At 69.0% G+C, this 12,946-nt stretch carries 10 protein-coding genes; 6 read left to right on the top strand and 4 right to left on the bottom strand.

Annotated elements, in window-relative coordinates; translation table 11 throughout:
- Positions 1-24 precede the first annotated feature (24 nt).
- Positions 25-1,104 (top strand): isocitrate/isopropylmalate dehydrogenase family protein, encoded by a 1,080-nt coding sequence (locus tag LMH63_RS18405; protein WP_109675235.1) that lies wholly within the window; start codon positions 25-27, stop codon positions 1,102-1,104.
- Positions 1,105-1,881: 777 nt separating this feature from the next.
- Here the strand turns inward: LMH63_RS18405 and LMH63_RS18400 are convergent.
- Entirely contained in the window at positions 1,882-2,994 is a 1,113-nt protein-coding gene (locus LMH63_RS18400) for a mandelate racemase/muconate lactonizing enzyme family protein (protein WP_109675233.1), read from the bottom strand.
- Positions 2,995-3,239: 245 nt separating this feature from the next.
- Here LMH63_RS18400 and LMH63_RS18395 point away from each other — a divergent pair, with 245 nt between their 5' ends.
- The 5 genes from LMH63_RS18395 (at position 3,240) to LMH63_RS18375 (ending at position 9,204) form a co-directional block, all read left to right on the top strand.
- Positions 3,240-4,121, top strand: a complete 882-nt coding sequence (locus LMH63_RS18395; RefSeq protein WP_109675231.1) for an alpha/beta fold hydrolase — start codon at positions 3,240-3,242, stop codon at positions 4,119-4,121.
- Between the two features lie 280 nt (positions 4,122-4,401).
- Positions 4,402-5,400, top strand: a complete 999-nt coding sequence (locus LMH63_RS18390) for a Bug family tripartite tricarboxylate transporter substrate binding protein (RefSeq protein ID WP_109675229.1) — start codon at positions 4,402-4,404, stop codon at positions 5,398-5,400.
- 37 nt (positions 5,401-5,437) lie between these two features.
- On the top strand, positions 5,438-5,980 hold the full coding sequence (locus LMH63_RS18385; protein WP_109675227.1) for a tripartite tricarboxylate transporter TctB family protein: 543 nt from the start codon (positions 5,438-5,440) through the stop codon (positions 5,978-5,980).
- Between the two features lie 64 nt (positions 5,981-6,044).
- Positions 6,045-7,571 carry a tripartite tricarboxylate transporter permease gene (locus LMH63_RS18380; protein ID WP_199225554.1) on the top strand — a complete coding sequence of 509 codons (1,527 nt, stop codon included), beginning with the start codon at positions 6,045-6,047 and terminating at the stop codon, positions 7,569-7,571.
- A gap of 4 nt (positions 7,572-7,575) precedes the next feature.
- Positions 7,576-9,204 carry a rhodanese-like domain-containing protein gene (locus LMH63_RS18375; protein ID WP_109675225.1) on the top strand — a complete coding sequence of 543 codons (1,629 nt, stop codon included), beginning with the start codon at positions 7,576-7,578 and terminating at the stop codon, positions 9,202-9,204.
- On the opposite strand, the gene LMH63_RS18370 is transcribed toward LMH63_RS18375, so the two are convergent.
- The 3 genes from LMH63_RS18370 to LMH63_RS18360 all read right to left on the bottom strand — a co-directional run bounded on the left by LMH63_RS18370 (position 9,201) and on the right by LMH63_RS18360 (position 12,864).
- Complete coding sequence (locus LMH63_RS18370; protein WP_109675223.1) at positions 9,201-11,177, bottom strand: aconitate hydratase; 1,977 nt, start codon at positions 11,175-11,177, stop codon at positions 9,201-9,203. The two genes, LMH63_RS18375 and LMH63_RS18370, sit on opposite strands and share 4 nt — an antisense overlap.
- 78 nt (positions 11,178-11,255) lie before the next feature.
- Entirely contained in the window at positions 11,256-12,620 is a 1,365-nt protein-coding gene (locus LMH63_RS18365; protein WP_109675221.1) for an acetyl-CoA carboxylase biotin carboxylase subunit, read from the bottom strand.
- A gap of 22 nt (positions 12,621-12,642) precedes the next feature.
- Positions 12,643-12,864, bottom strand: coding sequence for a biotin/lipoyl-binding carrier protein (locus LMH63_RS18360; RefSeq protein ID WP_109675219.1), 222 nt, complete (start codon positions 12,862-12,864; stop codon positions 12,643-12,645).
- Positions 12,865-12,946: the final 82 nt, after the last annotated feature.

Here is a 12,946-nt window from a genome sequence, read left to right as displayed (position 1 = left end):
GCGCCCAACCCATGAGGGGGAGCAATGAAGGACAATTACCGGATCGGCGTACTGGAAGGGGATGACATCGGCCTCGAGGTTGTCCCGGAAACAGTGCGTGCGATGAAGGCCGCGCTGCAACGCGTCGGCGTCACGGCGGAATGGCTCGACATGCCCATCGGCCGCCCCGCCTATGACCAGCTCGGCACCACCATGCCCGACGGCACACTGGAGCAGCTCGCCGGGCTGGACGGCTGGGTGCTGGGGCCCATCGGCCACCGCGAGTACCCGGACGATCCGCGGGCGGTCAATCCGCACCCGATACTGCGCAAGCACTTCGAGCTGCACTCGAATATCCGGCCGTCGCGGGCGCTCAAGGGCCTGCCCGCGATCCACCGGGACACGGACCTCGTGATCGTGCGCGAGAACACCGAGGGCTTTCAGCCGGATCGCAACGTGGTCGCCGGCTGCGGCGAGTTCCGCCCGACCCACGACACCACCATCTCGGTGCGGGTGATCACCCGCAAGAACTCCCGCGCCGTGGCCCTGTCCGCCTTCGAGCTCGCCCGCCGCCGGCGCAGCAAGGTCACCGCCGTGCACAAGAACACGGTGTTCAAGCTTGGCTGCGGGATGTTCGCCGAGGAGTGCCGGAAGGTGGCCGCCGATTACCCGGACGTGGAGTACAACGAGGTCATCGTCGACACCTTCGCCATGAAGGTGACCATGAAGCCCTCGGACTACGACGTGGTGGTCACCACCAACATGTTCGGCGACATCCTCTCCGACCTCACCGCCGGCCTGGTCGGTGGTCTCGGGCTCGCGCCGGGGCTCTCCGCCGGCGACGATCACGCCATGGCCCAGGCTACCCACGGTTCGGCACCGGATATCGCCGGCCGCGGCGTCGCCAACCCCTACGCCATGATCGTCTCCGGCGCCATGCTGCTGGACTGGCTCGGTCAGAAGCACGGGGACGACCGCCTGCACCGGGCGGCGGAGCTGGTGCAGGAGTCCATGGTGTCGGTGCTCGAGCAGGACGGCGTCATGACCCCGGACCTAGGCGGCAGCGCGTCTACGGGCGAGGTCGGCCAGGCGGTGGCGAGGCGGATCGAGGCGGCGGTTCTGTAGTCTGACGGGACGTGGACTGCGTCCTGCGGGGCAAGTGGGGCGGGACAGTCAGGTGCTGTAGGCCCGATGCCCGCGGAGGCGTCAGAGACAGCCTGTGGTGGTGCCGGGGCCGGCCTCGTGTCCGGGGCGGCGGGACACGGCGTGGATACATCCATGTAGCCTCCACTGCGGCATCCCTGCCGCAGAGGGTCCCGCCGCCCCGGACACGAGGCCGGCCTGTAACGCGCGGTGGCCGATCCGCGAGGGGCCGGGCAAAGGGATGTCGCACGCAGCTGCGCCGCGCACGACCTACGCGAGTACTGCCCCGCCTCGCTCGGCCGACGTGAGTGCCCGCCGCCGCGCCGATACCGGCGGGCGGCATACCTGAAGCTCGTTGCTAATCAGGTCCGCCGATTCGCCTGCCGGCGTGTCGGGTACCGCCTGCGGCGGTTCCAGACCTACGACTACTTCTGCTGCCCGTCCCCAATCCCGCGGCGGCGAGCACCAGCGTCGGCCGGTCAGGAGCCGTGTGCCTCCCGGCGGGACCCTCTGCGACAGGGATGTCGCAGTGGAGTCTCCATGGACGGATTCACGACGTGTCCCGCCGGGAGGCACACGGCTCCTGACCCTGGCACCGAGCGCCCTTGCCTGGCAGCGTCGCGGATTCCGCGTGGCCTCGTGGACGGGTTCCCTGTGCACGGGGAAGGCGCGTCCCCTCGGAAGCACAGGGCTCCTGAGCGTGGCACCACGCCGTGATGTGCCGTGGAGTTGCCGGATCCCGCGCGCTTACCGTGGGCCTCACCCCTCGACCCGGGTCTCCTTCAGGCCGTCGCGGTCCACGGTCAGCCCCAGGCCCGGGGCGTCCGGGATGCGGATCACGCCGTTCTCCGGGCGCGGCGGGTCGACGAAGATGCTCTCGCCGACCGACACCATGCCGAGGTGCCACTCCACGATCCAGCCGTTCATCAGCCCCGCCATCATGTGCATGTTGAACAGCGGCCAGCCGCCGCCGTTGGCGATGGGCATGTTGTAGGTCTGGGCCAGGTGGGCCGCCTTGCGCGCCTCGGTGTAGCCGCCGCAGTAGGTGACGTTGGGCTGCAGGATGTCCACCGCCTGCTTCTCCACCAGCTCCCGCAGGCGCCAGCGGTGGCCCTCCATCTGCCCGGCGGCGAGGGGAATGCGGGTGCTGCGGCGCAGGTCCGCCAGGGCGCGGGCGTCGTTCTGCTGCAGCGGCTCCTCGAACCAGGTGATGTTGCAGTCCTCGATGGCCCGGCAGAGCATCTTCGCCTCCACCGGATTGAAGAGGTAGTTGGCGTCGATCATGATGTCGACGTCGTCCCCCACGGCCTCCCGGATCACGCGCACCCGCGCCGCATCCTCGCGCCAGCCGCCCTTGTCCACCGCCACCACGCTCTTCAGCGCGCTGAAGCCGTTGCGGACATGCAGCCGGGCCGCCTCGGCCAGCTGCTCGCGGTCGTACTGCGGAAAGCCGAAGGTGACGTAGGCCGGGGCGTGGTCGCGCGCGGCGCCGAGGAGCTGGGCCACCGAGCGCCCGGCGTGCTTGCCCTGGATATCCCAGAGGGCGATGTCGAGGCAGGACAGCGCCATGGACACGGTGCCGGTCATCGCCCGCGGGTTGAGCTTGGCGAACACCCGCTGGTGGATGGCCTCCAGATCGCGGGGGTCCATGTCGCGCACCACCGGCAGGAAATGCTTCTCCAGCGCGGCCACCACCGAGTGGGCCAGGAAGTGCCCGGTCAGCCCGATGCCGGTGATGCCTTCGTCGGTCTCCACCTCGCAGACGACGAACAGCTTCTGCTCCTCGCGCCCGTAGCCGGATACGCGGCCCTCGAGCAGCGGGATCTCGATGGAGGTGGTATGGAGGCTGGCGCGGATATCCTTGATCTTCATTATGTTCTCTCTCTTCCGGGGCGGCGGTGTCGCGCTTGCCCGAGGCAGGTCGGGACCGACACCCTGACGAATCGACCGGCAGAATTGCCGACAATTGACAATACTGTCAATCTGAATCCCAGCCCGCATCTCTCAGCGATCCGCGCCCGCAGCCGTGGATCGGTGAGAGATGCGGGCTAGGCGCCGCCGGCCGAGCATGGCCGGCGGCAGACCGATGCAAGCTGCTGTTCCGGGGGGAGACAATCGTGTTCGAGCACTTCACCGAGCGACGCGTCACGGTCAGTGACGGCGTCACCATCCATCTGCGCCACGGCGGCAGCGGCCCGCCGCTGCTGCTCCTGCACGGCAATCCGCTGACCCATGTCATGTGGCACAAGATCGCGCCGCGCCTGGCCGAGGACTTCACCGTGGTCGCCATCGATCTGCGCGGCTACGGGGACAGCGACAAGCCCTTCGGCGAGCCCGACCACAGCACCTATACCTTCCGCCGGATGGCCCAGGATGGCGTCGAGGTCATGGCGGCGCTCGGCTTCGAGCGCTTTCTGGTGGCCGGCCACGATCGGGGTGCGCGCGCAGGTTACCGCATGGCACTGGACCACCCGGAACGGGTCCTGCGGCTGGCGAGTCTGGACATCGTGCCCACCCACTGGGTGCTCACCCACATCACCCGCGAATGGGCCCGGGCGTCCTACCACTGGTTCTTCATGGCGCAGCCCTACGACTTCCCGGAGCAACTGCTGGCCGGACGCGAGGACTACTACATCCGTCGCAAGCTGAACAAGCCGGGGGTAGGGCTTGGCGGCTTTACCGAGGAGGTGCTGGCGGAGTATGTCCGCTGCTGCACGCCGGAGAACATCCATGCCGTGTGCGAGGACTACCGGGCCGCCATCGGGCCGGACTTCGAGATGGACGCGGAGGATCTGGAGGCCGGACGGCTGATCGAGTGCCCCGTGCTGGTGCTTTGGGGCGAGCGCAGCCACGTCGAGCGCAGCTTTCGCCCGCTGGAGGCCTGGGCGCCGTATGCGCGCAATATCGCCGGTGGGCGACGTCTGCCGTCGGGCCACTACCCGGCGGAACAGTGCCCGGACGAAACCTATACTGAGCTGGTGGGGTTCTTTAGCCGGTGACGCACGGCTGCTCTGGCGGGCCGATCCGGCGCGAGAGGGCTGTAATTGTTCGCTGTTGACAATCGACAGACCGACGTGTCTAACTGGAATGGCCCGTTATAGCGCTACTCAGTGAGCTTCAAGGAGCCCCCGGGGCGCTTCAGACTCGAAAGTGGTTGCAGTAGCTGCTACTTTCCAAATAACGCGAACAACAACATCAAGGCTGGATCGGGCTGGAGCGTGCTCCGGGCCCGTGACGACAACCAAGGCTTTGCCACGCGAAGTAGGAGAGGAGAGAAGCATGATTCACTCGCCCAACGTGACCCATCGGGCCGCCCTCGGGGCGGTCGCCGCCGCGGCGATGCTCGCCGCCCCGCTCACCGCCAGTGCCCAGGACTGCTCCGCCGAGGAGTGGCCCTGCGACACCATCGAGGTGGTCTCCCATGCCTCCGCCGGCGGTGGTACCGACACCACGATCCGCATGTGGCTTGACGCCGCGCGCGAAACCATCGACGAGGAGATGCGCGTCGTCTACAAGCAGGGCGGCGGCGCCCGGGCGGCGCACGAGTACATGATGAGCCGCGGCCCGGACGGCCACACCATCATGGCGCTCACCCAGACCCATCTCTACACCATTGCCCGGGGCAACTCCCCGATCAAGGAGATGGACCAGATCCAGGGCGTGGCGCGTGCCATGGACGACCCCTCGGTGATCGTGGTCAATCCGGACAGCCCCTATGACACCTACGAGGAGTTCCTCGAGGCGTCCGAGGACCAGGCCCTCACCTGGGGCGTGGCGCAGGTCGGCGGTACCGAGCACATCGGCATTTCCCGCTGGGCCGAGCAGTCCGGCGCCAAGACCCGCGTAGTGCCGTTCGGCAGCGGTGGCGAGATGATCACCTCGCTGCGCTCGGGGGCGGTGGACGCCTCGCTGGCCAACATCAGTGAGGCCCTGGCCCAGATCGAGGAGGGCGACCTCAAGCCGATCGCGGTGCTCTACCACGATCGCGTCGGGGACCTGCCCGATACCCCCTCGACCTATGAGCATGGCCATGAGGTCAGCGTCACCACCACGCGCGGCTACTACGTCCACGGTGAGACCGATCCCGAGATCGTCGAGCGGATCGAGCAGCTGATCCTGGCCGGCATGGACAGCGAGCGCTTCAAGGACTATCTGCGCTCCAGCGGTCTGGATCCGGAGACTAACGTCGCCGGCGCCGACGTCTGGGACAAGCAGATCAAGGAGGAGTACCAGGTCTCCCTGGAGGCCCTGCGCAAGCTCGACATGACCGACCGCTAAGGCCGGCCATCGTCACGACCCAAGGGGAGCTGTAGCCATGACTGACCAGCCCACTGGGCGTGGCGACCGGAGTGCGGAGCCCTCGGGCTCCGCACTCTCCCGTCTCCACCGCCCCGACCTCTACGTCAGCGCCGCCGTGCTGATCATCTGCGGGCTCCTGTTCGCGCGCACCTTCGCCTTCGATTCGGTGCCCTCGTCGCTGGCGCAGAACGTGCAGCCAACGACGTTCCCGCGTCTGGTCCTGATCGTCATCATGATCATCGCGCTGATCCTGCCCTTCGAGTTCGGGCAGAAGTGGCGGGCCGGGATCGATCTCGACAGCGATCGCCGCGAGCCCATCCCGCCGATCGTCTTCCTGACCGGTGCCGCGCTGCTGGTGTTCGTCGGCGTGATGCCCTGGCTCGGCACGTTTGTCGGGCTGCTGATGATTGCTGCGCTATTGCCGCTGCTCTGGGGCGAACGCCGCTGGAAGATCCTCGTGCCCTATGTCGTGATCTTCCCTACGGGGGTGATGTGGTTCTTCTCCGAGGTGCTGCGGGTAACGTTCCTGCCCGGCATCGTCGGCCACATCTTCTGGTAGGCACGACCACCAAGAATGCTCAGGCGGTCGCCGGGCGGCGACGCGTCGCAGGAGGGGAATACCTGTGGATATCGATTCGATCGTCACCGGCGTAACGCTGATCCTGACGCCGACGAGCCTGCTGCTGATCATGCTCTCGGTGCTCATCGGTGTGACGATTGGCGCGCTGCCGGGGCTCAGCTCGACCATGGCCGTGGCGCTGCTGCTGCCGTTCACCCTCGGCATGGAGCCGGTGGTGGCCATCTCCATGATGGCGGCGCTCTACTGCGCCGGCACCTTCGGCGGCTCCATCACCGCCATCCTGATCAACGCGCCGGGGGCGCCGCCTGCGGTGGCCACGGCGCTCGACGGCTATCCGATGGCGCAACGGGGCGAGGCCGGCCGCGCCCTTGGCATGGCGGCCATCGCCAGCGTCAGCGGCGGGCTTATCAGCCTCGTGATCTTCATCTTCGCGGCGCCGGCGCTGGCGGCGGTGGCGCTCAGCTTCCGCCCGCAGGAGTATTTCGCGCTCACCCTGTTCGGCCTGTCCATGCTGGCGGCGATCAGCGGCAAATCGGCGCCCCGCAACCTCATCTCCGGGATGCTGGGCGTGCTGGTGAGCGTGGTGGGCATCCACCTGGTCACCGGCGTCGAGCGCTTCACCTTCGGCACCACCTGGCTGTACGACGGCATCGACTTCGTGCCGGTGCTGATCGGCGTGTTCGCCATCTCCGAGATGCTCAAGCAGTCCCAGGCGCCCGAGCAGATCATGGAACGGGTGAAGAACCTCGCCATCAAGCTGCCCGGCCGGGACGACCTGCGCCGCACCTGGGCCACCATCCTGCGCTCCTCGGGCATCGGCACCATCGTCGGCATCCTGCCCGCCGAGGGCACCACGGTGGCGGCGATCATGGGCTACAACGAGGCCAAGCGCTGGTCGAAGCATCCGGAGGAGTTCGGCAAGGGCTCCATCGAGGGCATCGCCGGCCCCGAGGCGGCCAACAACGCCGGCACCAGTGGCGCCATGGTGCCCACCCTGGCCCTGGGCATCCCCGGCAGCGGCACCACCGCCGTCATCCTGGCGGCGCTGATCATGCACGGTTTCCGCCCGGGTCCGTTCCTGATGCGCGAAACCCCGGAGATCCTCTACGCGATCTTCGCCGCCATGCTGATCGCGAACTTCGCGTTCCTGTTCGTCGGCCTGGCGGGGGCGCGGGTGTTCTCCATGGTCACGCTGATCCCGCGGACCTTCCTCTGGCCTTCGGTGTTCATCTTCGCGGTGGTCGGCGCCTACGCCTACAACCAGCAGATGTTCGACGTCTGGGTCATGCTCATCGCCGGCCTGGTGGGCTTCGTGGGCCTGCGCCACGGCTTCGGGCCCGCGCCCTTCGTGATGGGGCTGGTGCTGGGTAACCTGCTGGAGAAGAACTGGTCCCAGGCGATGATCATCTTCGACAGCGACTGGACGCTGTTCTTCCACAGCTGGATCGCCAATCTGTTCTTCGTGCTGACGGCGCTGAGCCTCTCCAGCCCGATTCTCGGTCCTTGGCTGCGGCGGCGCTTCAGCTTCCGCGCTAAGCGGGCCACCCAGCAGACCGACAGCGGGAGCTGACGCGATGACGGGCCGCCATGTCTCCCCCGAGACCCTCGAGCGGATGCTGGGCGACGGCGGCGAGATCGCCGTCGTCGATGCCCGGGAGCACGGTGAGTACGGCGAGGGGCATCTGTTCTTCTGCGTCTCGGTGCCGTGGTCGCGCTTCGAGCTGGATCTGCCGCGGCGGGTGCCCAACCGCCGCGTTCGCCTGGTGATCTACGATCAGGCCGATGGCGCGGTGGCCGGGGCGGCCGCGGAGGCGGCCGAGGCCCTGGGTTATACCGACGTGGCGCGGCTTGATGGCGGCCTCGAGGGCTGGCGGGCAGCCGGCTATGGCATCTTTGCCGGCGTCAACGTGCCGAGCAAGACCCTGGGCGAGCTGGTGGAGGCCGCCTACGGCACGCCAAGCCTCACGCCGGAGGCCCTCGCCGAGCGACAGCGGCGGGGCGAGCGGGTGCTGGTGCTGGACGGCCGGCCCTGGGAGGAGTACCACGCCTGGAGCATTCCTGGCGCGATGTCCTGCCCCAATGCCGAGCTGCCCTACCGGATAGGGGAGCTGGTGCCCGACGACGAGACGCCGGTGGTGGTCAACTGCGCCGGGCGCACGCGCAGCCTCATCGGCTGCGAGATGCTTCGCCAGCTCGGGGTGAACAATCCCGTGTACGCTCTGCGCAATGGCACGATGGGCTGGCGCCTCGCCGGCATGGAGCTGGACCATGGCGCCGAGCGTCGGGTAGCGACGGATGCGCCCCCGCCCGACCTCGAGACCCGGCGGCGGCAGGCCCAGGCCATGGCCGAGCGCGCCGGAGTCCGGCGCCTGTCGGCCGCCCAGGTCAGGGACTGGCTGGATGACAGCGGGCGCACCACCTATCTCCTCGACGTCCGCGACCCGCGGGAGTACCAGCGCGGCCATCTCGAGGGCGCGGTCTCGGCGCCGGGTGGCCAGCTCATTCAGGCGACGGACCAGTGGGTCGGCGTGCGCCGGGCACGCCTGGTGCTGGTGGACGATACCGAGGTGCGGGCCGCGGCGTGCGCTTTCTGGCTCGCGCAGATGGATTTCGAGGTCGCCGTGCTTGCCGGCGGCGAGGCCGCCTGGTGGGCCACCGAGTCCGGCTCGACACCGGCGCCGGTGGCGCCCTCACCCGCACGCCGCCTCGACGTTCCGGCTCTCGTTGCGGAGCTTGCGGCGGCCGAGCCCCCATGGCTGCTGGACTGCCAGCCGGGCATGGACTACCGCAAGGCCCACGCTCCCCAGGCTGAGTGGGTGATCCGCCCGCGGTTGCCGGCGCTGGCGGCGGACCGCGACCGTACCCGCCCCGTGCGCCTGATGGGGCGGGGCGAAGGCCCGGCCGACCTGCTGGCCAAGGACCTGTCCGCGCTGGGCTTCAGCGATGTCGCGGTGCTTGCGGGGGGCGTCGAGGCCTGGCAGAACGCCGGCCAGCCGGTGACCGCGAGCCCCGGCACGCCCTCTGACGGTGAGTGCCTGGACTTCCTGTTTTTCGTCCACGACCGCCATCACGGCAACCTGGAGGCGGCGAAGCGCTATCTTGCCTGGGAGCACGGCCTCGTGGCCGCCCTCTCGCCGGGCGAGCGGGCGCATTTCCGGCTGGTCCCGCCGCGCCGGCGTAGCCCGCCGCTCCGGTTCGCCTAGGCTGTCGCCACCCGCGCCTGCAGCCAGTTGATCAGGCCACCGGCGTGGAAGATCTCGCGCTGACGCGCCGACATGCCGTGGCGGGCCGCGATGCTCAGGCCTTTCGCCGGGACCTCCACCATGACCTCCGCGCCGGCATCCACCTGACCGTGGACGTCATGCACGGTCAGTACGTCTCCCGCCTCCAGACGCTCATAGTCCGCCGGATCGGCAAAGGTCAGCGCCAGCACGCCGGCGTTGACGAGATTCTGCTGGTGGATGCGGGCGAAGCTCCGTGCGAGCACCAGGCGCAGGCCCAGGTAGCGCGGGGCGAGCACCGCGTGCTCGCGGCTCGACCCCTGGCCGTAGTTGTACCCGGCGACGAGGGCATGGCCGGCGCCGTCCCGCGTCGCCCACCCCCGATTCGGGTACTCCGGATCGACGTCCCGGAAGCAGAACTGGCTGATGGCCTGGACGTTGGAGCGGTAGGGCATGGCCTCGGCGCCCGCCGGGGAGATGGTGTCGGTGGAGACGTTGTCGCCGAGCCGGAGCAGCGTTTCCGGCGATAGGGTGTCCGTCAGCGGCTCTATGGCTGGCAGATCGGCGATGTTCGGCCCCTTGCGGATTTCCACCCGGCGCGCCTGCTGCGGCGGCAGCACCGGCAGCAGCGCCGATGCCTCGGCGGCTGGCTCGCGGGGCCGCAGCTCGGCGCCCGGCCACTCAAGCCCGAGGCGCTCCGCGAGCGCCCGCGGGTCGGTGATCTCGCCGGTGAGCGCCGCCGCGGTCGCGGTCTCCGGGCTGCAGAGATAGACGTGATCGTCGGCAATACCGGATCGCCCGGGGAAGTTGCGCGGGGTCGTGCGCAGGCTGTTCTGGTCGGTGGCCGGCACCTGGCCCATGCCCATGCAGCCATTGCAGCCGGTCTGGTGCAGCCGCCCGCCGCACTTCAGCAGCTCGGTGAGCAGGCCCTCGTTGGCCAGATCCGTCAGCACCTGGCGGGAGGCCGGGTTGAGATCGAAGGACACCTGCGGATGGACCTGGCGGTCGCGGACCATGAGCGCGGCGATGGCCAGGTCCCGGTAGCCGGGGTTGGCGGAGGAGCCGATATAGGACTGATGCACCGGCGTGCCGGCCACCTCGCGTACGGGTACCACGTTGTCCGGGCTGGAGGGCGTGGCGATGAGAGGTTCCAGCGCGCCGAGGTCGATCTCGTCATGGTGGGTGTAGCGGGCTTCGGCATCCGCGCTGAGCGGCACCCAGGCGTCGCCGCGGCCATGATCTTCGAGGAACCGTCGGGTCTGTTCGTCGCTCGGAAAGATGCTGGTGGTCGCCCCGAGCTCCGCGCCCATGTTGGCGATGACATGCCGGTCCATGGCCGTGAGGGTCTCCACCCCGGGCCCGTAGTACTCCAGGATCCGGCCGACGCCGCCCTTGACGCTGTGCCGCCGCAGCAGCTCCAGGATCACGTCCTTGGCGCTCACCCAGGCCGGCAGACGGCCGGTGAGGCGGATGCCCATGATCTCGGGCATGCGGATGCTGAGGGGCTCGCCCGCGAGGACGCTGGCGATCTCCACCGAGCCGGCGCCGAAGCCGAGCATCCCAAGCGATCCCGCCGCGCAGGTATGGGAATCCGAGCCCGCAAGGACCGCCCCCGGCACCCCGAGCCGCTCCATGTGCACGGGGTGGGAAACGCCCGTCCCCGGCGTCGCGAAATGCATGCCGAAGCGCGCCGCCGCCGTCTGCAGGAAGACGTGATCGTCCCGGTTCCGGTAGTCCGCCTGCAGGAGGTTATGGTCCACGTACTGGCACGCGGTATCCACCCGGATACGGTCGAGCCCCATGGCCTCCAGGGCCAGCATGGTGAGCGTGCCCGTCGCGTCCTGCAGCAGCACCTGATCCACGGCGAGGTGGATCTCCTCGCCGGGCGTCATGTCCGCCCCGGATTCGAGGTGACGGCTGATGAGCTTTTCGGCGAGGGTTGCGGGGGTGGTCATGGGATCGCTCCAGGGGTTGGTGGCCGGCGGCTGGGCCGGCGGCCACCGCCGCCGCACCCGTGCCGCGACCGCGTGGCTTCAGGCGTTGGTCAGCTCCGCAAGATGCGTCTCCACGAAGCCGGTGCTGACGCGCCCCGCCCGGAAGTCCGGGTGACCCAGGCTCTTCATCAGGAACTCGACGTTGCTGCGTACCCCCTGGATCGTTACCTCGCCCAGGGCTTCCAGCATGCGCTCGACGGCCGCCTCGCGTGAGTCCGCATGGCAGATCAGCTTGGCGATCATGGGATCGTAGTAGAAGGTGATCTCGTCGCCCTCGCGCACGCCGCAGTCGACGCGCACGCCGTCGCTCTCCGTGGGCATCACGAACCGCTCCAGCCGACCGGGGGAGGGCATGAAGCGCTTGTCCGGATTCTCGGCATACAGCCGGCACTCGATGGCATGGCCGGCATGGCGCACGGCATCCTGCGGCAGCGGCTCGAGCCGGCGGCGCGCAAGGTCGATCTGCATGGCGACCAGATCGGTGCCGGTGCACATCTCGGTGACCGGGTGCTCCACCTGGATGCGCGTGTTCATCTCCAGGAAAAAGAACTCGAAGCTGTCGGCATCCACCACGAACTCCACCGTTCCGGCTCCGACATAGCTCTGCTGCCGGCACAGGTCCGCGGCCACGTTGCACATCCGCTCGCGCACCGCCGGCGGCAGTCCGGGGGCGGGGCTCTCCTCGACAACTTTCTGGTAGCGCCGCTGCAGCGAGCAGTCACGCTCCCCGAGATGTACGGCATGACCGTCGCCGAAGCCGAACACCTGGACCTCGACGTGCCGGGCGTTGGCGACGTAGCGCTCGAGGAATACCGCGCCATCGCCGAAGGCCTTCTCGGCCATCGACTGCGTGGCGCGCGCGATCGGCACGAGCTGCGCCGGATCGTCCACGCGCTTCATGCCGATGCCGCCGCCACCCGCCGATGCCTTGACCAGTAGCGGATAGCCCACCGCCTCCGCGGCCCGGGCGATGTCTGCGTCGGCGGCATCCGGGGCGAAGCGCGCGCTGCCCGGGAGCACCGGAACGCCGGCGGCCGTCGCCAGCGTCCGGGCCCGGTCCTTGTCGCCCATGGCGTCGATGCTGTCCGGATGAGGGCCGATCCAGACCAGCCCGGCGTCCATCACCGCGCGCGCAAAGGCCGTGTTCTCCGCAAGGAAGCCGTAACCGGGATGCACGGCATCGGCCGCGGAGCTCGTGGCGGCCTCGAGCACACGGCGCGTATCCAGGTAGCTTTCGCGGGCCTGGGCGGGGCCGATCGGAATGGCCTCGTCGGCCAGGGCGACGTGCAAGGCGTCGGCGTCCGCCTCCGAGAACACGGCCACCGTGGCAAGGCCCAGGCGGTGGCAGCTGCGAATGATGCGGCAGGCGATCTCCCCGCGATTGGCGATCAGGACCTTCTGCATGGCTTGCCTCCTCGGCAGGTGCTCAGGCCTCGAGCACCACCACCGTCTCGCCCTCGGTCACCACGCCGCCTTCCTCAACGTGCACGCTCTTCACGACGCCGTCCTCCGGCGCCATCACCGGGATCTCCATCTTCATGGACTCGAGGATGACGAGGACGTCCCCCTCCGCCACCTCGCTGCCGGCGGTGGTCTGAACCTTCCAGACGTTGCCGGTGATCTCGGTCTTCACTTCCACGGTCGCCATGCTCGGTCCTCCCCCAACGGTGCCCTGCTCTAGCCCGCCTATCTCACCGATTCGCGGCTGGGCGGTGACGCGGCCTTCGCGC

Origin of the sequence: Spiribacter halobius (assembly GCF_020883455.1) — a bacterium.
GTDB classification, from domain to species: Bacteria; Pseudomonadota; Gammaproteobacteria; order Nitrococcales; family Nitrococcaceae; genus Sediminicurvatus; species Sediminicurvatus halobius.
Note: the sequence above shows the minus strand (reverse complement) of the source record. Positions and strands in the feature narration are given on the sequence as shown.